General features: G+C 70.3%; 20 protein-coding genes. 9 read left to right on the forward strand and 11 right to left on the reverse strand.

Translation table 11 applies throughout. The annotated features are described in order from the left end of the window. Positions 1-189 precede the first annotated feature (189 nt). The 8 genes from ACFV2J_RS36335 to ACFV2J_RS36370 all read right to left on the reverse strand — a co-directional run bounded on the left by ACFV2J_RS36335 (position 190) and on the right by ACFV2J_RS36370 (position 6,859). Entirely contained in the window at positions 190-528 is a 339-nt protein-coding gene (locus ACFV2J_RS36335) for a metal-sulfur cluster assembly factor (RefSeq protein ID WP_101405825.1), read from the reverse strand. Then, entirely contained in the window at positions 525-989 is a 465-nt protein-coding gene (gene sufU, locus ACFV2J_RS36340; RefSeq protein ID WP_266698300.1) for a Fe-S cluster assembly sulfur transfer protein SufU, read from the reverse strand. Before sufU ends, ACFV2J_RS36335 begins: the two co-directional genes overlap by 4 nt. Positions 990-1,004: 15 nt before the next feature. Beyond that, on the reverse strand, positions 1,005-2,261 hold the full coding sequence (locus ACFV2J_RS36345) for a cysteine desulfurase (RefSeq protein ID WP_385084670.1): 1,257 nt from the start codon (positions 2,259-2,261) through the stop codon (positions 1,005-1,007). Further along, positions 2,258-3,043: a Fe-S cluster assembly ATPase SufC gene (gene sufC, locus ACFV2J_RS36350; protein ID WP_385084672.1), complete on the reverse strand. Its 786-nt coding sequence runs from the start codon at positions 3,041-3,043 to the stop codon at positions 2,258-2,260. Before sufC ends, ACFV2J_RS36345 begins: the two co-directional genes overlap by 4 nt. Positions 3,044-3,050: 7 nt before the next feature. Next, the gene (locus ACFV2J_RS36355) at positions 3,051-3,380 is read right to left on the reverse strand and encodes a bifunctional 3-phenylpropionate/cinnamic acid dioxygenase ferredoxin subunit (RefSeq protein WP_168527544.1); all 330 of its coding nucleotides are present in this window, start codon (positions 3,378-3,380) and stop codon (positions 3,051-3,053) included. After that, positions 3,380-4,597, reverse strand: a complete 1,218-nt coding sequence (gene sufD / locus ACFV2J_RS36360; protein ID WP_385084674.1) for a Fe-S cluster assembly protein SufD — start codon at positions 4,595-4,597, stop codon at positions 3,380-3,382. Before sufD ends, ACFV2J_RS36355 begins: the two co-directional genes overlap by 1 nt. A gap of 88 nt (positions 4,598-4,685) precedes the next feature. Continuing rightward, the gene (gene sufB / locus ACFV2J_RS36365; protein WP_385084676.1) at positions 4,686-6,110 is read right to left on the reverse strand and encodes a Fe-S cluster assembly protein SufB; all 1,425 of its coding nucleotides are present in this window, start codon (positions 6,108-6,110) and stop codon (positions 4,686-4,688) included. Then, positions 6,107-6,859, reverse strand: coding sequence for a helix-turn-helix transcriptional regulator (locus tag ACFV2J_RS36370; protein ID WP_385084678.1), 753 nt, complete (start codon positions 6,857-6,859; stop codon positions 6,107-6,109). The genes sufB and ACFV2J_RS36370 overlap by 4 nt, the downstream gene beginning before the upstream one ends. A gap of 161 nt (positions 6,860-7,020) precedes the next feature. On the opposite strand from ACFV2J_RS36370, the gene ACFV2J_RS36375 reads away from it, so the two are divergent. From ACFV2J_RS36375 to ACFV2J_RS36390, 4 genes are all read left to right on the forward strand, one after another. Then, complete coding sequence (locus tag ACFV2J_RS36375; RefSeq protein ID WP_385084680.1) at positions 7,021-7,872, forward strand: aminoglycoside N(3)-acetyltransferase; 852 nt, start codon at positions 7,021-7,023, stop codon at positions 7,870-7,872. An 11-nt stretch (positions 7,873-7,883) separates the two neighbouring features. Continuing rightward, complete coding sequence (locus tag ACFV2J_RS36380) at positions 7,884-8,807, forward strand: ABC transporter ATP-binding protein (protein WP_385084682.1); 924 nt, start codon at positions 7,884-7,886, stop codon at positions 8,805-8,807. Between the two features lie 50 nt (positions 8,808-8,857). Then, positions 8,858-9,574 (forward strand): ABC transporter permease, encoded by a 717-nt coding sequence (locus ACFV2J_RS36385; protein ID WP_385084688.1) that lies wholly within the window; start codon positions 8,858-8,860, stop codon positions 9,572-9,574. Between the two features lie 161 nt (positions 9,575-9,735). Continuing rightward, positions 9,736-10,743 carry a heme A synthase gene (locus ACFV2J_RS36390; RefSeq protein WP_385084684.1) on the forward strand — a complete coding sequence of 336 codons (1,008 nt, stop codon included), beginning with the start codon at positions 9,736-9,738 and terminating at the stop codon, positions 10,741-10,743. 88 nt (positions 10,744-10,831) lie between these two features. Here the strand turns inward: ACFV2J_RS36390 and ACFV2J_RS36395 are convergent, their stop codons facing one another. From ACFV2J_RS36395 to ACFV2J_RS36405, 3 genes are all read right to left on the reverse strand, one after another. After that, positions 10,832-11,938: an amidohydrolase family protein gene (locus tag ACFV2J_RS36395; protein WP_385442734.1), complete on the reverse strand. Its 1,107-nt coding sequence runs from the start codon at positions 11,936-11,938 to the stop codon at positions 10,832-10,834. A 254-nt stretch (positions 11,939-12,192) separates the two neighbouring features. Beyond that, positions 12,193-12,549, reverse strand: coding sequence for a hypothetical protein (locus tag ACFV2J_RS36400; protein WP_385098425.1), 357 nt, complete (start codon positions 12,547-12,549; stop codon positions 12,193-12,195). 88 nt (positions 12,550-12,637) lie between these two features. Further along, positions 12,638-13,591, reverse strand: coding sequence for a heme o synthase (locus tag ACFV2J_RS36405; RefSeq protein WP_385093657.1), 954 nt, complete (start codon positions 13,589-13,591; stop codon positions 12,638-12,640). Positions 13,592-13,971: 380 nt separating this feature from the next. Between ACFV2J_RS36405 and tkt the strand changes: the two genes are divergently transcribed. Genes tkt through pgl form a run of 5 tightly spaced genes read left to right on the forward strand, consistent with a single transcriptional unit; the run spans position 13,972 to position 20,574 of the window. Continuing rightward, a complete protein-coding gene (gene tkt / locus ACFV2J_RS36410) occupies positions 13,972-16,059 on the forward strand; it encodes a transketolase (RefSeq protein WP_385093660.1) in 2,088 nt (695 codons plus the stop codon). A gap of 34 nt (positions 16,060-16,093) precedes the next feature. Then, positions 16,094-17,212, forward strand: coding sequence for a transaldolase (gene tal, locus ACFV2J_RS36415; protein WP_385093663.1), 1,119 nt, complete (start codon positions 16,094-16,096; stop codon positions 17,210-17,212). Positions 17,213-17,216: 4 nt separating this feature from the next. Next, entirely contained in the window at positions 17,217-18,740 is a 1,524-nt protein-coding gene (zwf, locus tag ACFV2J_RS36420; protein WP_385093665.1) for a glucose-6-phosphate dehydrogenase, read from the forward strand. Then, on the forward strand, positions 18,737-19,795 hold the full coding sequence (gene opcA, locus ACFV2J_RS36425; protein ID WP_385093668.1) for a glucose-6-phosphate dehydrogenase assembly protein OpcA: 1,059 nt from the start codon (positions 18,737-18,739) through the stop codon (positions 19,793-19,795). The genes zwf and opcA overlap by 4 nt, the downstream gene beginning before the upstream one ends. Next, complete coding sequence (pgl, locus tag ACFV2J_RS36430; RefSeq protein ID WP_385093671.1) at positions 19,792-20,574, forward strand: 6-phosphogluconolactonase; 783 nt, start codon at positions 19,792-19,794, stop codon at positions 20,572-20,574. The genes opcA and pgl overlap by 4 nt, the downstream gene beginning before the upstream one ends. The last annotated feature ends 60 nt before the right edge of the window (positions 20,575-20,634 follow it).

The following is a 20,634-nucleotide window of genomic DNA, read 5'->3' on the forward strand; positions in this document are numbered from 1 at the left end:
GGGCGCGCCGGGGCGCGCGCCCGCGCGCGCGCCGGGCCGCGGGGGGGGCGGCGCGGGGGGCGGCGGGGGCGGCCCCGGCGGGCCCCCCCGGGCCCCCGCCGGGCCCCCCACGCAGGTGAGACCGCGGGGTGGGCGTCCGATCGGACGCCACGCGATGGACGACCGATCAGACGCCGCGCGGGCGACCGGTCAGACGTTGAAGCCGAGCGCCCGCAGCTGCTCGCGCCCGTCGTCCGTGATCTTGTCCGGGCCCCACGGCGGCATCCACACCCAGTTGATGCGCAGTTCGTTGACGATGCCGTCCGTGGCGGACTTGGCCTGGTCCTCGATGACGTCGGTGAGCGGGCAGGCCGCGGACGTCAGGGTCATGTCGATCGTCGCGATGTTCGCGTCGTCGATGTGGATGCCGTAGATCAGGCCGAGGTTGACGACGTCGATGCCCAGCTCGGGGTCGACGACGTCGTACAGCGCCTCACGGAGTTCTTCCTCCGAGGCCGGCTTCGTCGTCAGGGTCTCGTTCTCGCTCATGCCGTCTTCCTCTCGGCGCTCTCACCCAGAGCCTGGGCGGTCGCGTCCTTCCACGCCATCCAGCTGAGGAGGGCGCACTTGACCCGGGCCGGGTACTTGGAGACACCGGCGAACGCGACCGCGTCCTCCAGCACCTCCTCCATCGCGTCGTCCGGCTCGGTACGGCCCTTGGACTGCATCAGCTCCAGGAACGTCTCCTGGATCTTCTGCGCCTCGGACACGTCCTTGCCGACGAGCAGGTCGTTGAGCACGGACGCCGAGGCCTGGCTGATGGAGCAGCCCTGTCCCTCGTACGAGATGTCCGCGATCTGCTCGCCGTCGTACTTCACGCGCAGCGTGATCTCGTCGCCGCACGTCGGGTTGACGTGGTGCACCTCGGCGTCGCCATCCCGCAAGCCCCGCCCATGCGGGTGCTTGTAGTGGTCCAGGATGACTTCCTGGTACATCGAATCCAGCTTCACGATCCAGCCAGCCCCTCAGCCGAAGAAGTTCCGGACGTGCTCCAGGCCGTCGACCAGAGCGTCGATCTCGGCCGGCGTGGAGTACAGGTAGAACGACGCTCGCGTGGTCGCAGGAATTCCGTACCGCAGGCAGACCGGGCGCGCGCAGTGGTGTCCGACCCGGACCGCGATGCCCTGCTCGTCCAGTACCTGGCCCACGTCGTGCGGGTGGATGTCACCCAGTGTGAACGAGATCGCCGCGCCGCGGTCCTCGGCCGTGGTCGGGCCGATGATCCGCAGGTCGGGGACCTCGGTGAGCCGCTTCACCGCGTACTCGGTGAGCGCGTGCTCGTGGGCGAGGATCCTGTCCATGCCGATCGAGTTCAGGTAGTCGATCGCCGCGCCGAGACCGATCGCCTGGGCGATCGGCGGGGTGCCCGCCTCGAACTTGTGGGGCGCCGGGGCGTACGTCGACGAGTGCATCGACACCGTCTCGATCATCTCGCCGCCGCCCAGGAACGGGGGCAGGTCCTCCAGGAGCTCCTGGCGGCCCCAGAGGACGCCGATGCCCGTCGGGCCGCACATCTTGTGGCCGGTGAAGGCCACGAAGTCGGCCTGGAGGGCCTGAACGTCCAGCGGCATGTGCGGAGCGGCCTGGGAGGCGTCGATGCAGACCAGCGCGCCGACCTCCTGGGCGCGGCGCACTATCGCCTCGACCGGGTTCACGGTGCCCAGGATGTTCGACACCAGCACGAAGGAGACGATCTTCGTCTTCTCGGTGATGATCTCGTCGATGTTCGACAGGTCGAGACGGCCGTCGTCGGTCAGGCCGAACCACTTCAGCTTCGCGCCCGTGCGCTGCGCCAGCAGCTGCCACGGCACGATGTTGGAGTGGTGCTCCATCTCCGTGATGACGATCTCGGTCTCGTGGTCGACCCGGTAGGGCTCGTCGGCCCAGCCGAGCATGTTGGCCACGAGGTTGAGCGACTCGGAGGCGTTCTTGGTGAAGATCACCTCGTCGCGGCTCGGCGCGTTGATGAACGCGGCGACCTTGTCGCGCGCGCCCTCGTACAGCGCCGTGGCCTCCTCGGCGAGCACATGCACACCGCGGTGGACGTTGGCGTTGTACTGCTCGTAGTAACCACTGAGGGCGTCCAGCACCTGGCGCGGCTTCTGCGAGGTCGCCGCGTTGTCCAGGTACACGAGCTTCCGGCCGTCGTGGACCTGTCGGTCCAGGATGGGGAAGTCCTTGCGGATCGCCTCGGTGTCGAGGAGGCCCGGCAGCTGCGTCACGCTGATACGCCACCCTTCGTGTCGACTTCGTCGTGCTTCGCGTACGCCTCGTACCCCTCGTTCTCCAGCTTGTCGGCAAGCTCGGCACCGCCGGACTCGACGATCCGGCCGGCGGAGAAGACGTGGACGAAGTCAGGCTTGATGTAGCGCAGGATGCGCGTGTAGTGCGTGATGAGCAGGGTGCCCACCTCGCCGGTCTCGCGGACCCGGTTCACGCCCTCGGAGACGACGCGCAGGGCGTCGACGTCCAGGCCGGAGTCGGTCTCGTCGAGGACCGCGATCTTCGGCTTGAGAAGCTCCAGCTGAAGGATCTCGTGGCGCTTCTTCTCACCGCCGGAGAAGCCCTCGTTCACGTTGCGCTCGGCGAAGGCGGGGTCCATGGAGAGACGCTCCATGGTCTCCTTGACCTCCTTCACCCACGTACGCAGCTTGGGGGCCTCGCCGCGGACGGCGGTGGCGGAGGTGCGCAGGAAGTTGGAGACGGAGACACCGGGGATCTCGACTGGGTACTGCATCGCCAGGAAGAGGCCCGCGCGGGCGCGCTCGTCGACGGACATCTCCAGGACGTCCTCGCCGTCGAGGGTCACGGTGCCACCGGTGATCGTGTACTTCGGGTGGCCGGCGAGGGAGTAGGCGAGGGTCGACTTGCCCGAGCCGTTGGGGCCCATGATGGCGTGTGTCTCGCCCTGCCGGACGGTGAGGTCGACGCCCTTGAGGATCTCCTTCGTGGCGTTGTCGGCCTCGACGGTGACGTGCAGGTCGTGGATTTCAAGCGTAGCCATGGGTTCCTCAGGACTCCTGGGAGAGGGAGACGAGCACGTCGTCCCCTTCGATCTTTACGGGGTAAACGGGGACGGGGCGCGTCGCGGGCAGGCCGGACGGTTTGCCGGTACGGAGGTCGAACGCGGAGCCGTGCAGCCAGCACTCGATCTGACAGTCCTCCACCTCGCCCTCGGAGAGCGAGACGTTCGCGTGCGAGCAGATGTCGTTGATCGCGAACACCTCCCCCTCGGTCTTCACGACCGAGACCGGCGTGCCGTCGAGTTCCACCCGCTTCGGGGTGTCCTCCTCCAGCTCGCTCAGCCCACAGGCGCGTACGAACGTCGTCGAGGCCGTCATCAGAGCGACGCCTCCAGCTCCTCGTCGATCTTCACGAGAAGCCGCTCTTCGATGTCGTCGACGCCGATCTGCTGGACCAGTCCGGCGAAGAAGCCGCGGACGACCAGCCGACGGGCCTCGTCGGCCGGAATACCGCGGGCCATCAGGTAGAAGAGCTGCTCGTCGTCGAAGCGGCCGGTGGCGGAGGCGTGACCGGCGCCGACGATCTCGCCCGTCTCGATCTCCAGGTTCGGCACGGAGTCGACCCGGGCGCCGTCGGTCAGAACCAGGTTGCGGTTCATCTCGTAGGTGTCCGTGCCCTCGGCCTTGGCCTCGATGAGGACGTCGCCGATCCACACCGCGTGGGCGCCGTCGCCCTGGAGCGCGCCCTTGTACATGACGTTGGACTTGCAGTGCGGGGTGTTGTGGTCCACCAGGAGGCGGTGCTCCTGGTGCTGGCCGGCGTCCGTGAAGTACAGGCCGAACAGCTCGGCCTCGCCGCCGGTGCCGGCGTAGGTGACCCGGGGGTGCAGGCGTACGACGTCGCCGCCGAAGGTGACCACGAACGACTTGAAGGTGGCGTCCCGGCCGATGAGGGCGTTGTGCTGGCCCACGTGCACGGCGCTGTCGTCCCAGTCCTGGACGGAGACGACGGTGAGCTTGGCTCCGTCGCCCAGCACGAAGTCGACGTTGGCGGCGAGCACCGCGTCGCCCGTGTGGTCGATGACGACGACGGCCTCGGCGAAGGCTCCGAGCTCGACGACCTGGTGGCCGTAGGCGACCCCGCCCTCGCCGTGCACGGCGATGCGGATCGGCTCGGTGAGCACCGTCTCCTTGGGGACGGTGACGACACCGGCCTTCTCGAACGCCGAGTACGCCTGGGCGGCGACGCGGTCGACCGGGGTGCCCGCCGCGCCCAGCCGGGCGTCGTCGCGGCCGACGGTCTCCACGAGGACGCCCTCGGGCGCGTCGATGTCGACCTTCACGCCGTCACCGGTGGCGACCGCGGTGCCGTCGTGGAGCCCGCGCAGGCGCTCCAGCGGGGTGAAGCGCCATTCCTCCTCGCGACCGTGCGGGACCGGGAAGTCCGCCACGTCGAAGGACGGGGGGGCGCTCATGCGGGTGGCGACGGTCGACTCGGCGGCCACCGCGATCTGCCCGGCGGTGGTGGAACCCAGCGGTGGGGGTCCCCCCGCCCGAACGGAGTTGAGGGTGGGGGAGTTCTGAGCCTCGGCCATGGCTGTCGGTCTGCTCTCTTTCCTGCGTCGGTGGAGATCCTGGGCCCGCCGGAAGAGGCGGGCCACCAGCTGTTTCGGAAGGCGGTGCTTAGCCGACCGCGCCTTCCATCTGCAGCTCGATCAGCCGGTTGAGTTCGAGGGCGTACTCCATCGGCAGTTCCTTGGCGATCGGCTCGACGAAGCCGCGCACGATCATCGCCATCGCCTCGAACTCGGTCAGGCCGCGGCTCATCAGGTAGAAGAGCTGGTCCTCGGAGACCTTGGAGACCGTCGCCTCGTGGCCCATGGACACGTCGTCCTCGCGGACGTCCACGTACGGGTACGTGTCGGAGCGGGAGATCGTGTCGACGAGCAGCGCGTCGCACAGCACGTTGGACTTCGAGCCGTGGGCGCCCTCGCCGATCTCGACGAGACCGCGGTACGACGTACGGCCACCGCCGCGCGCCACCGACTTGGAGACGATGTTCGACGAGGTGTTCGGCGCCATGTGGACCATCTTGGAGCCGGCGTCCTGGTGCTGGCCCTCGCCCGCGAAGGCGATGGACAGGGTCTCGCCCTTGGCGTGCTCGCCCATCAGGTAGACGGCCGGGTACTTCATGGTGACCTTGGAGCCGATGTTGCCGTCGATCCACTCCATGGTCGCGCCCTCGTACGCCACGGCGCGCTTGGTGACCAGGTTGTAGACGTTGTTCGACCAGTTCTGGATGGTCGTGTAACGGCAGCGGGCGCCCTTCTTCACGATGATCTCGACGACCGCGGAGTGCAGGGAGTCCGACTTGTAGATCGGCGCCGTACAGCCCTCGACGTAGTGGACGTAGGCGTCCTCGTCGACGATGATCAGCGTCCGCTCGAACTGGCCCATGTTCTCCGTGTTGATACGGAAGTAGGCCTGGAGCGGGATCTCGACGTGCACGCCCTTCGGCACGTAGATGAAGGAGCCGCCGGACCACACCGCGGTGTTCAGCGACGCGAACTTGTTGTCGCCGACCGGGATGACCGTGCCGAAGTACTCCTTGAAGAGCTCCGGGTGCTGCTTGAGCGCGGTGTCGGTGTCCAGGAAGATGACGCCCTGCTCCTCCAGGTCCTCGCGGATCTGGTGGTAGACGACCTCGGACTCGTACTGGGCCGCGACACCCGCGACGAGGCGCTGCTTCTCCGCCTCCGGGATGCCGAGCTTGTCGTACGTGTTCTTGATGTCCTCGGGCAGGTCCTCCCAGGACTCCGCCTGCTTCTCCGTGGAGCGCACGAAGTACTTGATGTTGTCGAAGTCGATGCCCGACAGGTCCGAGCCCCAGTTCGGCATGGGCTTCTTCTCGAACAGGCGCAGGCCCTTGAGGCGGAGCTTGGTCATCCACTCCGGCTCGTTCTTCTTGGCCGAGATGTCGCGGACGACGTCCTCGTTGATGCCGCGCTTGGCAGAGGCACCGGCCACGTCGGAGTCGGCCCAGCCGTATTCGTACGTACCCAGACCCTCGAGCTCGGGGTGGGCAGTCTCCTCGATGGGGAGCGTCATGCGGGGTTCCTCCCGGCGGTGCTTGCAGATGCGTTGGGATCGCGCTGATCGGACTTGGAAATCTTGGGGATGAACGTCGTGCACACACCGTCGCCGTGGGCGATGGTGGCCAGTCGCTGGACATGTGTGCCGAGCAGCTGGGAGAAGAACTCGGTCTCCGCCTCGCACAGCTGCGGGAACTGCTCGGCGACATGCGCGACCGGGCAGTGGTGCTGGCAGAGCTGCTCGCCGACCGGTGCGCTACGCGCCGTAGCAGCGTACCCGTCCGCGCTCAGGGCCTTGGCCAGGGCTTCCGTGCGCCCCTCGGGGGCCGCGGACTCGATGACCTCACGGTACGCGTCCGCCTGGGCGGCGATCCGGGCGCGGGCGAAGGCCACGATCGCCTCGTCCCCGCCCTCGCGCTCAGCGATCCACCGCAGGGCGTCCGCGGCGAGCGTGTCGTAGGACTGGTCGAAGGCGTCCCGGCCGCAGTCGGTCAGGGCGAACACCTTGGCGGGACGGCCGCGCGTGCGCGCGCCGTAGACCCGCTGCTCGCGTGCTTCCACGACGCCGTCGGCGACGAGCGCGTCGAGGTGTCGGCGCACGGCGGCCTGGGTCAGCCCCAGCCGTCCCGCGAGGTCGGCCACCGTCGACGGGCCGTGGTCCAGGATGGACCGCGCGACACGGTTGCGGGTGGACCGCTCACCGGTCGCGAGTTCCTCCTGCGGGGCCCCCGCGGGGGTCTCCCGAGCCTCGCCAACGTTTTTCACAACGCCATTGTTGCGTAATTCCTCAGGGCCTGACAACCCGCGTCCCACGAGGCGGACGGTGCGCTGCGTCACTTAGGCATGCCTAAGCTGACCTGCGGAAACGATCTTTGATCGATCAATTCGGTGGCATCGGGACCGGGTCTCGGGGAGACTCGCGAAGCATGTCGACACCCCCTCCCACCGGCCCACTCGTCACCCGGGGCACCCTCGCCACGGAGCTTCGCGCCCTCGGTGTCCGCCCCGGTGAGACGCTCCTCGTGCACTCCTCGCTCCGGTCCCTCGGATGGGTCAACGGCGGACCGGTCGCGGTCGTCCAGGGCCTGCTCGACGTGCTCGGCCCCGAGGGCACGCTGGTGGTCCCCACGCAGTCCGGCGACCTGTCCGACCCGGCCCTGTGGAGCCGCCCGCCGGTGCCCGAGGAGTGGTGGTCGACCATTCGGGCGACGATGCCCGCCTACGACCCCCTCGTCACCCCCAGCCGCGGGCTCGGCGTGATCCCGGAGACCGTCCGTACCTGGCCCGGCGCCCTGCGCAGCGCGCACCCGCAGACCTCCTTCGCGGCCGTCGGCCCGCGTGCGGCCGGGATCGTCGAGGGCCACGCCCCGGACTGCCGGCTGGGCGAGCGCAGCCCGCTGGCCCGGCTGGAGGCCCTCGGCGCCCGGGTGCTCCTGCTCGGCGCGGGCTACGACACGTGCACCAGCTTCCACCTCGCCGAGTACCGCATACCGGCGCCACTCGTCGAGGTCGGACGCCCGGTGCGCACGGCGCGGGGAGCCACCCGGTGGGAGGTGGTCACGGAGGTCGCGATCGACTCCGACCGCTTCGACCAGCTGGGCTCCGACTTCGAGCGGGACCGCCCCGTCGTACGCGGGCGGGTGGGCGCGGCCGACGTACGCCTGTTCCCGGTCGCCGACGCGGTGGCGTACGCGGAGCGCTGGCTCGCGCTGCACCGCCCCGGTGCGCCCGGTCCCGATGCGGCCCCCGGCGCCCGCGGGCCGCGGAGACGTCCCTAGACTTGCTCCTCATGCGAAGCGAGCCCGTGGTCCAGGTCCAGGCCCTGGTGAAGCGGTACGGCACGAAGACCGCGGTGGACGGCCTCGACCTGGTGGCCAGGGCGGGCATCACCGCCGTACTGGGTCCCAACGGCGCGGGCAAGACGACCACGGTCGAGACCTGCGAGGGGTACCGGAGGCCGGATTCCGGCACGGTGCGCGTCCTGGGCCTCGACCCGGTGAGACAGTCCGGCGAGCTGCACACCCGTATCGGCGTGATGCTCCAGTCCGGCGGGGTCTACAGCGGAGCACGCGCCGACGAGATGCTCCGGCACGTGGCGAAGCTGCACGCCCGTCCCCTGGACGTGGACGCGCTCATAGCGCGGCTGGGCCTCGACAGCTGCGGCCGTACGACCTACCGGCGGCTGTCCGGCGGCCAGCAGCAGCGCCTCGCGCTCGCGATGGCCGTGGTCGGCCGCCCGGAGCTGGTCTTCCTCGACGAACCGACCGCCGGCCTCGACCCGCAGGCCCGCCGGGCCACCTGGGACCTGGTCCGCGACCTGCGCGCCGACGGGGTCTCGGTCATCCTCACCACGCACCACATGGACGAGGCCGAGCAGCTCGCCGACGACGTCGCGATCATCGACGCCGGCCGGGTCATCGCCCAGGGCTCGCCGGAGGAGCTGTGCCGCGGCGGCGCCGAGAACACCCTGCGGTTCAGCGGCCGCCCCGGCCTCGACGTCGGCTCGCTGCTGAAGGCCCTCCCGGCGGACTCCACGGCGGCCGAGCTGACTCCCGGCTCCTACCGGGTGGGCGGGAAGGTCGATCCGCAGCTGCTGGCCACCGTCACCTCCTGGTGCGCCCAGCACGGGGTGATGCCGGAGAAGATCTCCGTCGAACGGCACACCCTCGAAGACGTGTTTCTGGAACTGACCGGCAAGGAGCTGCGTTCGTGACCACCGCCGGCACCTACACCCCGAGCCCGGGGGCTGCCCCGCTGCCCCGCATGATCGGCGCGCAGGCGGCGCTGGAGACGAGGATGCTGCTGCGCAACGGCGAGCAGCTCCTCCTCACGGTCGTCATCCCGGCCCTGCTGCTGGTCCTGTTCGGCTCGGTGGACATCGTCGACACCGGCAAGGGCGAGGCGGTCGACTTCCTCACCCCCGGCATCCTGGCGCTCGCGGTGATGTCGACGGCCTTCACCGGCCAGGCCATCGCCACGGGCTTCGAGCGGCGCTACGGGGTGCTGAAGCGGCTCGCCGCCTCCCCGCTCCCCCGCTGGGGCCTGATGACCGCGAAGACGGTGTCCGTGCTGGTCACGGAGGTCCTCCAGGTCGTCCTGCTGACGGTGATCGCCTTCGCGCTGGGCTGGTCACCGCACGGCAACCCGGCGGCCGTCCTGCTCCTGCTGGTCCTCGGCACGGCCGCGTTCTCGGGCCTGGGCCTGCTCATGGCGGGGACGCTGAAGGCGGAGGCGACCCTGGCCGCCGCGAACCTGGTCTTCCTGCTGCTGCTGGTGGGCGGCGGGGTCGTCGTCCCCCTGGACAAGTTCCCCGCCGGTGTCCAGGACGTGCTGGGGCTGCTGCCGATCTCGGCACTCTCGGACGGCCTGCGGGACGTCCTCCAGCACGGTGCGGGTGTGCCGTGGGGCGACCTGGGCATCCTGGCGGTCTGGGCGGTCGTGGGTCTGGCGACCGCGGGACGGTTCTTCCGCTGGGAGTGAGCCGGTGCGGGAAGCAAGCCGGTGCTGGTGGTTAGAGGGCGCTGGGAGCAAGCCGGTGCCGGGCCGCGGGAGACTTCCGCGGCCCGCCGCGGGGTCCGCGGGCAGCGGCGCGCGGGGTGTCCCGGGGCCCTCGTGAAGGCGTGCACAAGCGGCCGCCTACGATGGTGCGCGTGCCGAACGTGACCCGAGCCGACGCCGTAGCCCTCGCGCGCAACCCGCTCGCCCTCATCGCCGAACGCTGGACCCCGACCGCACGGACGGTCCGCCGCGCCGCCCTCGCGGCGCTGGTCATGTCCGTGGTCATCGTGGTCACCGGCGGGGCGGTGCGGCTGACCGGTTCCGGGCTCGGCTGCCCGACCTGGCCCAAGTGCACCGACGACTCGCTCACCACGACGAGCGCGATGGGCTTCCACGGGGTCATCGAGTTCACCAACCGCATGCTCACCTACGTGCTGTGCGCCGCGGTCGGCTGGGCGATCATCGCCGCACGGTCCGAGAAGCCCTGGCGGCGCGATCTCACCCGGCTCGGCTGGGCGCAGTTCTGGATCGTCATGAGCAACGCGATCCTCGGCGGCGTCGTCGTCCTGGTCGGCCTCAACCCGTACACGGTCGCCGCGCACTTCCTGCTCTCGACCGCGCTCATCACCGTCGCGGCGGTGATGTGGCAGCGCACCCGGGAGGGCTCCGGCGAGCCCCGCCCGCTGGTCGGCAAGGCGGTGCAGCAGCTCGTGTGGTGTCTGGTCGTGGCGACCGTGGTGCTGATCGCCGTCGGCACGGTGGTCACCGGCGCGGGTCCGCACGCGGGCGACTCGAGCGAGGTCGACCGTATGCACGTGAGCTGGGAGAACGTCGCCAAGCTGCACGCCGTGCTGGCCTGGATCGTGGTCACGCTGACCTTCGCCCTGTGGTTCGTCCTCAAGGCGGTCGACGCCCCCAGGGGTCCGCTGGACCGCACCCGCGACCTGTTCCTGATCCTGCTCGGCCAGGGTGTCATCGGCTACGTCCAGTACTTCACGGACCTTCCCGAGGCTCTGGTCGGCCTGCACATGTTCGGCTCCTGCCTGGTGTGGATCGGCGTTCTGCGCGTGCTGCTGTCGCTGCGCGAGCGGCCCGCCGTGGTGGCGGACCTGCCGGGGCCGGCCGCGGAATCGGCGCTCACGCGCGCGTGAGCCGTTCTTAGGGCCCCTTTCTTTCACCGCACCCGGGCACCCGGCTCACCTCACCTCGGGCACCCGGCTCACCTCACCCCGGACACTCTCACCGCACCCCGTACACCCGGCGTGCGTTCCCCGCGGCGATCAACCCCGCCACCCGCTGCGCGTCCGCCGGCGACCAGGCCCCCTCCGCGACCCAGGTGCCGAGCACCCGGGTGAGCGCCTCGCGGAAGAGACGTGCGCCGACCACATGGAGTTCGGGCAGGCCGTGTGCTCCGCTGGAGAAGAGGAGCTTGCCGAAGGGGGCCAGTTCCAGGATCTCGGCGAGGACGGCCGCGGCCCGGGCGCCGGTGCGCACCAGCGCGGCGCCCAGGTCGGCGTACACGTGCGGGAAGACCCCGGCGAGGTGGGCCGCGTGCCGGTGGTACGGGTAGCCGTGCAGCAGCACGAGGTCGGTGCCGAGACCGGCCGTGGCGCGCGCGAAGTCGGTGAGCAGGACGGGGTCGGTGCGGTCGATCCGCAGGCCTGGTTCACCGAGGCCCGCGTGGAGCTGGAGCGGCAGTCCCGAGGCGACCGCGATCCACAGCAGGTGGCGCAGCAGGACGGGGTCGCTGAGCGCCCCGCCGACCCGGCGGTCCGCGAGCCACCGTCCCGCCGCGCCCCGAACCTCGCCCGGCCCGGGCGGTTCGGGGGCGAGCGCGAGGCCGTGCCGTCCGCCCGCGACGGAGGTGAAGGCGACGGCGTTCGCGGCGGCTCCGTGGACCGACTCGGCGAGGTTGGCGAGGAAGGACTCGACGGTGCCGGAGGTGTCCGCGACCTGTTCCGCCAGGAGCTCCAGGCGGACGATCTCATGGGCGTCGGCGGCGCCGGTGGAGGCCATCTCGCCCGGCCCGGTGAGGTCGCCGGGCAGCCCCGTGTCGACGAGGAAAGTGGTGACACCGCTGCCGCGCAGCAGTCTGCGGCCCGCTTCGAGGACGCCGAGTTCGCGCCGCCGGGCGAGATAGCGGGCGGGCGGGCAGTGCGGCTCCAGGCCCAGCAGGGGCGGACACCAGCGGCGTACCGCGAAGCCGGTCTGGGTGTCGAAGAGGGTGGTGCCGGGGGCCGGGGGCCCCTCGGTTCTGGCGAGGTGGGCCTCGAAGGTGCCGAGGCCCAGCTCCGTCCTCAGCACCCCGTGACAGTACTGGTCCACCAGGGACGGCGTTTCGATCATCCGGACTCCCCCGCGCGACTGGACCGTTCTTCCTCAGGTCCTAACGGGTGAGCCGGGCGTCAGGTGTTGGTCGCCCGTGTTCCGGGAGCGTCGCTCCACCGTTCGTGGGGTTCCTCGGCCGTGGGCGGCACCGGACCGGCCGCGGGGCCGGTGGGCCGCCGGTGCCGCTCAGGGAGCCGGCCGGGAGCGCGGACCCCGTGGACCCCCTCGGCCGATCGGGTGTGGTCGCGCCCGCGGTGAACCACCCGTACGGGTCAGTCGTTGCGCGGGCCGCCCAGCTGGATGCCCGCCATCCGCTTCCACTCGTACGGCCCGGTCCGCACCTTCGCGGCGAACTCCCCGTCGAACTCTTCGTGAACAGTGATCCCGGCCTTCTTCACGGCGTCCTCGGCGATCGCGTAGCTCGGCGCCACCAGATCGCCCCATTCGCCGTCCTCGCCGACGAGCACGACGCGCGCGCCGCGCTCCCCGATGTACGCCACCTGGCCCTCGGCCCCGCCGTGCGCGTCGGCGAAGGCGCGGATCTGCCGGGCGAGCCTGGCCGCCTTGCGCTCGGCGCCGGTGTCCCGGGGGGTGCCGGTGGTCTCGTCAGTCTGCTCGGTGTCTGCCATGGCCAGGATGCTACCGACGGGTAGATCGAACGGCGACGGGCGGGGTGCGTGGCCTTGACCACGCGCCCCGCCCGTCGGCGGACACGACCTAACGGAGGAAGGGGTCCACCGCGACGGCCACGAAGAGGATCGACACATAGGTGATCGACCAGTGGAACAGCCGCATCTCCTTGAGCTTCCCGCCCGTCACCTCGGCCTTGGCGCGGTTCTGCAGACCGTGCGCCTCCCACAGCCAGAACCCGCCGGCTCCCAGCGCGACCGCCGTGTAGAACCAGCCCGTGTAGCCGAGCGGGGTGAGCAGTAGCGAGACCGCGACCATCACCCAGCTGTAGATGACGATCTGGCGGGCGACCACCTTGTTCGAGGCGACGACCGGAAGCATCGGCACGCCCACGCGCGCGTAGTCGTCCCTGACCTTCATGGACAGCGGCCAGTAGTGCGGCGGCGTCCAGAAGAACATGACGAGGAAGAGGATGACGGGCGCCCACGACATGGAGTTGGTGACGGACGACCAGCCGATGAGGACCGGGAGGCAGCCCGCGATGCCGCCCCAGACGATGTTCTGGGACGTACGGCGCTTGAGGAGCATCGTGTAGACGACGACGTAGAAGAGGAGCGCTCCGAGTGACAGCCACGCGGACAGCCAGTTGACGGCCAGTCCGAACAGAAGTGTGGAGACGACCGCCAGCGTGATGCCGAAGGCCAGGCACTCACGGGGGCTGACCATGCCGGTGACCAGCGGACGCTGCGAGGTCCGCTCCATCAGGGCGTCGATGTCACGGTCGATGTACATGTTGAGCGCGTTGGCGCCGCCCGCGGACAGATAGCCGCCGAGGCAGGTGAGCAGGACCAGCTTGAGGTCCGGTACACCCTGCTGGGCCAGGAACATCACCGGAACGGTGGTGATCAGGAGCAGTTCGATGATTCGTGGCTTGGTGAGCGCCACGAACGCCTTCACACGGGCCCCGAACGGCCGGTGGCTCGGGCTGCTGCTCGTCCCGAGCACCCCCGCTGGACGGGATTCGACGGCCGTCACGCACACCCCTGACAGAGAACATCCCAGCAAGCCCCCGGGTGTGAACTCCCCGTAAAGGCTCGCGCGTACCACGCCACTGTAGACGTTGCCCAGACCCCGGCCTTCGCGGGGGTGGGGTCGTGTTGGGGGCGCCCGGGGCGGCGCCTCGGCGGGGCCCCCGCAACGGGCGCCGGGGAGCTCGATTGAGCACTCTTTCGAGCGGCTCCGTATTCAGTTGCCGAAGACGGAACGGACCAGTCGGGAGGCGGATTCCGCCGAGTCCCGGCAGTCTGGAATGACTCGAAAAAACGCAGGTACCTACGGGGGTAGGCTCGACAACGGCCGGTGGGCGCCCAGTGCACCGGCATTCGACATGCGTGACATGTGGAGAGGAGCCCTGACCCAGGGTGAGCACCAAGCCGACCACCACAGACCTCGAGTGGACCGAGTTGGACCAGCGGGCCGTCGACACCGCCCGCGTCCTGGCCGCCGATGCCGTACAGAAGGTCGGCAACGGCCATCCCGGTACGGCGATGAGTCTGGCACCTGCCGCCTACACCCTCTTCCAGAAGGTGATGCGGCACGACCCGGCGGATCCCGACTGGACCGGACGCGACCGCTTCGTGCTGTCCGCGGGCCATTCGTCACTGACCCTCTACACCCAGCTCTACCTGGCCGGGTTCGGCCTGGAGCTGGACGACCTGGAGTCCTTCCGCACCTGGGGCTCGCGCACTCCCGGCCACCCCGAGTACGGGCACACCCCCGGCGTGGAGACCACGACGGGTCCGCTGGGACAGGGTGTCGCCAACGCGGTGGGCTTCGCGATGGCCTCCCGCTACGAGCGTGGTCTGTTCGACCCGGACGCGCCGCAGGGCGAGTCCCCCTTCGACCACTTCATCTACTGCATCGCCGGTGACGGCTGTCTGCAGGAGGGCATCTCCGCGGAGGCGTCGTCCATGGCCGGGCACCAGGAGCTCGGCAACCTGATCCTGCTGTGGGACGACAACCACATCTCGATCGAGGGCGACACGGAGACGGCGGTCTCCGAGGACACCGTCAAGCGGTACGAGGCCTACGGCTGGCATGTGCAGCGGGTGGCCCCGAAGCCGGACGGCGACCTCGACCCGCACGCCATCTACAACGCGATCCAGGCCGCCAAGCTGGTGACCGACAAGCCGTCGTTCATCGCGATGCGGTCGATCATCGCCTGGCCCGCCCCGAACGCGCAGAACACCGAGGCCGCGCACGGCTCGGCGCTGGGCGACGACGAGGTGGCGGCGACCAAGCGGGTACTGGGCTTCGACCCGGAGCAGTCCTTTGCCGTGGCCGACGAGGTCCTCGCCCACACCCGTCAGGCACTCGACCGGGGCCGTGAGCAGCGGGCCGAGTGGGAGAAGGGCTACCAGGAGTGGCGTGCCGCCCAGCCCGCGCGTGCGGCCGAGTTCGACCGCATCGCCGCGTGCGAGCTGCCCGAGGGCTGGGAGGAGAAGCTCCCCGCGTTCGAGACCGGCAAGGGCATCGCGACCCGCGCCGCGTCCGGCAAGGTGCTCCAGGCGCTCGGCGCGGTCATCCCCGAGCTGTGGGGCGGCTCCGCCGACCTCGCGGGCTCGAACAACACGACGATCGACAAGAACTCCTCGTTCCTGCCGGCCGACAACCCGCTGCCGGGCGCGAACCCGTACGGGCGAACGATCCACTTCGGTATCCGTGAGCACTCCATGGCCGCGGAGATGAACGGCATCACGCTGCACGGCAACACGCGCGTCTACGGCGGCACCTTCCTGACGTTCTCCGACTACATGCGCAACTCGGTGCGGCTGTCCGCGCTGATGCACCTGCCGGTCACCTACGTCTGGACGCACGACTCGATCGGCCTCGGAGAGGACGGTCCGACGCACCAGCCGGTCGAGCACATCGCCTCGCTGCGCGCCATCCCCGGCCTCAACGTCGTCCGTCCCGCGGACGCCAACGAGACGGCGATCGCCTGGCGCGAGATCCTCAAGCGCTACACCAAGGTGTTCGGCGAGGGCGCCCCGCACGGCCTGGCGCTGACCCGGCAGGGCGTGCCGACGTACGACCGCGACGAGAACGCCGCGAAGGGCGGCTACGTCCTGTTCGAGGCGGAGGGCGGCGAGCCCGAGGTCATCCTCATCGCCACCGGTTCCGAGGTGCACGTGGCCGTCGAGGCGCGCGAGCGGCTCCAGGCCGAGGGCGTGCCGACGCGGGTCGTCTCCATGCCGTGCGTGGAATGGTTCGACGAGCAGGACCAGGCCTACCGGGAGAGCGTGCTGCCGCCGTCGGTGCGGGCGCGGGTCTCGGTCGAGGCCGGTATCGGTCTCACCTGGCACCGGTTCGTCGGAGACGCCGGGCGCATTGTTTCGCTGGAGCACTTCGGTGCTTCGGCCGACGGCAAGGTGCTCTTCCGCGAGTACGGCTTCACTGCCGAGAACGTCGCCGCCGCCGCCCGGGAATCGATCGCCGCAGCCCAGCTCTGACGCTGACATACGACACGTAGGAGATGCATTTTCCATGACAGACGCACTCAAGCGCCTCTCCGAGGAAGGCGTCGCGATCTGGCTGGACGACCTGTCGCGCAAGCGGATCACGTCCGGCAACCTCGCCGAACTGATCGACCAGCAGCACGTCGTGGGCGTCACCACCAACCCGTCGATCTTCCAGAAGGCGATCAGCAGCGGCGACGGTTACGAGCAGCAGCTCACCGACCTCGCCGCCCGCAAGGTCACGGTCGAAGAGGCCATCCGCATGATCACGACGGTGGACGTCCGTGACGCCGCCGACATCCTGCGCCCGGTCTTCGACGCGACGCAGGGCCAGGACGGCCGGGTCTCCATCGAGGTCGACCCGCGGCTGGCCCACAACACCACCGCGACCGTCGCCGAGGCCAAGCAGTTGGCCTGGCTGGTGGACCGCCCCAACACGCTGATCAAGATCCCGGCGACCAAGGCGGGCCTGCCCGCGATCACCGAGGTCATCGGCAAGGGCATCAGCGTCAACGTCACGCTGATCTTCTCGCTGGAGCGCTACCGCGAGGTCATGGACGCCTACCTGGCCGGGCTGGAGAAGGCGAAGGCCGCCGGCCTGGACCTCTCCAAGATCCACTCGGTGGCGTCCTTCTTCGTGTCCCGGGTGGACACCGAGATCGACAAGCGGCTCGACGCCCTGGGCACCCCCGAGGCCAAGGCCGCGCGCGGCAAGGCCGCTCTGGCCAACGCCCGGCTCGCCTACCAGGCGTACGAGGAGGTCTTCTCCTCGGAGCGCTGGGCCGCCCTCGACAAGGCGCAGGCGAACAAGCAGCGCCCGCTGTGGGCGTCGACCGGCGTGAAGGACCCGGCGTACAAGGACACCCTGTACGTCGACGACCTGGTGGCGCCGAACACGGTGAACACCATGCCGGAGGCCACCCTGCAGGCCACCGAGGACCACGGCCGGATCACCGGCAACACGATCGCCGGTACCTACGAGCAGTCCCGTGCCGAACTCGACGCGGTCGAGAAGCTCGGGATCTCGTACGACGACGTGGTCCAGCTCCTTGAGGACGAGGGCGTCGAGAAGTTCGCGGTGTCCTGGAACGACCTGCTCAAGTCCACAGAGGCGGAGCTCCAGCGCCTCGCCCCTTCGGAGGGCTGAAACCTTGTCAAGCAGCAACCCGCTGCGTGACCCCGCAGACCGACGGCTCCCGCGCATCGCGGGGCCGTCGGGCCTGGTCATCTTCGGCGTCACGGGCGATTTGTCACGTAAAAAGCTGATGCCCGCCGTGTACGACCTCGCCAATCGCGGACTGCTGCCGCCGGGCTTCTCGCTCGTCGGTTTCGCCCGCCGCGAGTGGAAGAACGAGGACTTCGCCCAGGAGGTCCACGACGCCGTCAAGGAACACGCCCGTACGGAGTTCCGCGAGGAGGTCTGGCAGCAGCTCATCCAGGGGATGCGCTTCGTCCAGGGCACCTTCGACGACGACGACGCGTTCGAGCGGCTGCGCGCCACGATCGAGGAGCTGGACAAGGCACAGGGGACGGGCGGCAACTTCGCCTTCTACCTCTCCGTGCCCCCGTCCGCCTTCCCGGTGGTCATCAAGCAGCTGAAGAAGCATCACCTGGCCGACCAGTCGAACGGCTCCTGGCGGCGCGCGGTCATCGAGAAGCCCTTCGGCCACGACCTGAAGTCGGCCGAGGACCTCAACGCGATCGTGCACGAGGTGTTCGCCTCGGACCAGGTCTTCCGTATCGACCACTACCTCGGCAAGGAGACCGTCCAGAACATCCTGGCGCTCCGCTTCGCCAACACGATGTTCGAGCCGATCTGGAACCGGTCCTTCGTCGACCACGTACAGATCACGATGGCCGAGGACATCGGCATCGGCGGCCGGGCCGGTTACTACGACGGCATCGGCGCGGCCCGTGACGTCATCCAGAACCATCTGCTCCAGCTGATGGCCCTGACGGCCATGGAGGAGCCCGCGTCGTTCGACGCGGACGCGCTCGCCGCCGAGAAGACCAAGGTGCTCGGCGCGGTGCGGATCCCGAAGGACCTGGGCCGCGACACCGTCCGCGGGCAGTACGCGGCCGGCTGGCAGGGCGGCGAGAAGGCCGTCGGCTATCTCCAGGAAGACGGCATCGACCCCAAGTCGAAGACCGACACGTACGCGGCCATCAAGGTGGAGGTGGACAACCGCCGCTGGGCGGGCGTCCCGTTCTATCTGAGGACCGGCAAGCGCCTGGGCCGTCGTGTCACCGAGATCGCGGTCGTCTTCCAGCGCGCCCCGCACTCCCCCTTCGACCACACGGCGACGGAGGAGCTGGGCCAGAACGCGATCGTCATCCGCGTCCAGCCCGACGAGGGCATCACGGTCCGCTTCGGCTCCAAGGTGCCCGGCACCTCCATGGAGATCCGGGACGTCTCGATGGACTTCGCCTACGGCGAGTCGTTCACCGAGTCCAGCCCGGAGGCGTACGAGCGACTCATCCTCGACGTGCTGCTCGGCGACTCGAACCTCTTCCCGCGCACCGAGGAGGTCGAGCTGTCCTGGAAGATCCTCGACCCGATCGAGCGGTACTGGGACAAGCACGGCAAGCCCGCGCAGTACCCCTCGGGCACCTGGGGCCCCGTCGAGGCGGACGAAATGCTCGAACGAGACGGACGGAGCTGGCGTCGCCCATGAAGATAGACCTCACCGACTCCACTGCCAGCAAGATCAACAAGGCGCTCGTGCAGGGGCGCCGGGCCATCGGCACCCCCGCGGTCGGCATGGTCCTGACCCTCGTCATCGTCACCGACGAGGAGAACGCCTACGACGCCCTGAAGGCCGCCAACGAGGCCTCCCGCGAGCACCCCTCGCGCACCCTCGTGGTCATCAGGCGGGTCTCGCGCTCGCCCCGTGACCGCACGAAGTCGCGCCTCGACGCCGAGGTGCGGCTCGGCGCGGAGGCGGGCACCGGCGAGACCGTGGTGCTGCGGCTGTACGGCGAGGTGGTCGACCACGCCGACTCGGTCGTGCTGCCCCTGCTGCTGCCGGACGCGCCGGTCGTCGTCTGGTGGCCGGTGAACTCCCCGCTCGACCCGGCGAAGGACCCGCTGGGCGCGCTGGCCCAGCGCCGGGTCACGGACACCTACGCCGCCGAGGCGCCGGTACGGGAGCTCAACGCCCGCGCCGACGCCTACGCGCCCGGGGACACCGACCTCTCCTGGACCCGCATCACACCGTGGCGCTCGATGCTGGCCGCGGCCCTGGACCAGGTCGTCTGCGACGTGAGCGCGGTCGAGGTGGAGGGCGAGGAGTTCAACCCGAGCTGCGAGCTGCTCGCCATGTGGCTCGCGGACCGGCTGAACGTCCCGGTCAGGCGGTCGCAGTCGTCCGGCCCCGGCCTCACGGCCGTCCGGATGGAGACCACCTGCGGCCCGATCGTCCTGGACCGTGCCGACGGCTCCCTGGCCACGCTGTCCATCGACGGCCAGCCCGACCGTGCCGTGGCGCTCAAGCGCCGCGAGACCTCCGAGCTGATCGCGGAGGAGCTGCGCCGGCTCGACCCGGACGACACGTACGCCTCGGCGCTGCGCTACGGGGTGGACCGGCTGAACACCTCGTCGGGCGAGTCCTCGGACGAGACCCCGGCTCCGGCCAGGACGGCGGTCAAGGCCGCCGCCAAGGCGCCCGCGAAGAAGGCCGCCGCCAAGACCGGCGCCCCGGCCCCGGCCAAGAAGGCGGCCTCCAAGTGATCACTCCGCAGCTTGTCGTGCACCGCGACAAGGAGCTGATGGCCCAGGCCGCGGCTGCCCGGCTGATCACCAAGATCGTGGACGCGCAGGCCTCGCGCGGCTACGCCTCGGTGGTCCTCACGGGCGGCCGCAACGGCAACGGGCTCCTCGCGGCGCTCGCGGCCGCACCCGCCCGGGACGCCATCGACTGGGGCCGTCTCGACCTATGGTGGGGCGACGAGCGGTTCCTGCCCGCGGGCGACCCGGAACGCAATGACACCCAGGCCCGTGCGGCACTGCTGGACTCGGTGCCGCTGGACCCGGCGCGGGTGCATCCGATGCCGGCGTCCGACGGCCCTTACGGCGCGGACGCCGACGCGGCGGCCGAGGCCTACGCCGCCGAACTGGCGAAGGACGCCGGGCCGGAGAACCACGGTGCGGTCCCGGCCTTCGACGTCCTGATGCTGGGCGTCGGTCCGGACACCCATGTGGCCTCGCTCTTCCCCGAGCTGCCCGCGGTGCGCGAGACGGAGCGGACGGTGGTGGGTGTGCACGGCGCGCCGAAGCCTCCGCCGACCCGGATCTCGCTCACGCTGCCCGCGATCCGCTCGGCCCGCGAGGTGTGGCTGCTCGCGGCCGGCGAGGACAAGGCGCAGGCCGCGGCGATCGCCCTGTCGGGCGCGGGTGAGGTACAGGCTCCGGCGGCGGGTGCCCACGGGCGCTCGCGGACGCTGTGGCTGCTCGACGCGGCGGCCGCTTCCCAGCTGCCGCGTTCGCTGTATCCGCCGGCTTCGGCGTGATGGTGGGGTAGGGGGGGGGGGGGGCGGGGGCCCGCCGCCGCGCGTCCGCGAGTGTTTGCG

Origin of the sequence: Streptomyces sp. NPDC059668, from assembly GCF_042734135.1 — a bacterium.
Taxonomy (GTDB): Bacteria; Actinomycetota; Actinomycetes; order Streptomycetales; family Streptomycetaceae; genus Streptomyces.

What these genes read in the sequence shown, in the direction of transcription:
- ACFV2J_RS36400 (WP_385098425.1), bottom strand. Translation starts at nt 12,549, where the DNA reads ATGGCAGACACCGAGCAGACTGACGAGACCACCGGCACCCCCCGGGAC.
- ACFV2J_RS36380 (WP_385084682.1), top strand. Translation starts at nt 7,884, where the DNA reads ATGCGAAGCGAGCCCGTGGTCCAGGTCCAGGCCCTGGTGAAGCGGTAC.
- tal (WP_385093663.1), top strand. Translation starts at nt 16,094, where the DNA reads ATGACAGACGCACTCAAGCGCCTCTCCGAGGAAGGCGTCGCGATCTGG.
- sufB (WP_385084676.1), bottom strand. Translation starts at nt 6,110, where the DNA reads ATGACGCTCCCCATCGAGGAGACTGCCCACCCCGAGCTCGAGGGTCTG.
- sufD (WP_385084674.1), bottom strand. Translation starts at nt 4,597, where the DNA reads ATGGCCGAGGCTCAGAACTCCCCCACCCTCAACTCCGTTCGGGCGGGG.
- ACFV2J_RS36385 (WP_385084688.1), top strand. Translation starts at nt 8,858, where the DNA reads ATGATCGGCGCGCAGGCGGCGCTGGAGACGAGGATGCTGCTGCGCAAC.
- ACFV2J_RS36355 (WP_168527544.1), bottom strand. Translation starts at nt 3,380, where the DNA reads ATGACGGCCTCGACGACGTTCGTACGCGCCTGTGGGCTGAGCGAGCTG.
- ACFV2J_RS36335 (WP_101405825.1), bottom strand. Translation starts at nt 528, where the DNA reads ATGAGCGAGAACGAGACCCTGACGACGAAGCCGGCCTCGGAGGAAGAA.
- sufC (WP_385084672.1), bottom strand. Translation starts at nt 3,043, where the DNA reads ATGGCTACGCTTGAAATCCACGACCTGCACGTCACCGTCGAGGCCGAC.
- opcA (WP_385093668.1), top strand. Translation starts at nt 18,737, where the DNA reads ATGAAGATAGACCTCACCGACTCCACTGCCAGCAAGATCAACAAGGCG.
- ACFV2J_RS36390 (WP_385084684.1), top strand. Translation starts at nt 9,736, where the DNA reads ATGGTGCGCGTGCCGAACGTGACCCGAGCCGACGCCGTAGCCCTCGCG.
- ACFV2J_RS36375 (WP_385084680.1), top strand. Translation starts at nt 7,021, where the DNA reads ATGTCGACACCCCCTCCCACCGGCCCACTCGTCACCCGGGGCACCCTC.
- ACFV2J_RS36395 (WP_385442734.1), bottom strand. Translation starts at nt 11,938, where the DNA reads ATGATCGAAACGCCGTCCCTGGTGGACCAGTACTGTCACGGGGTGCTG.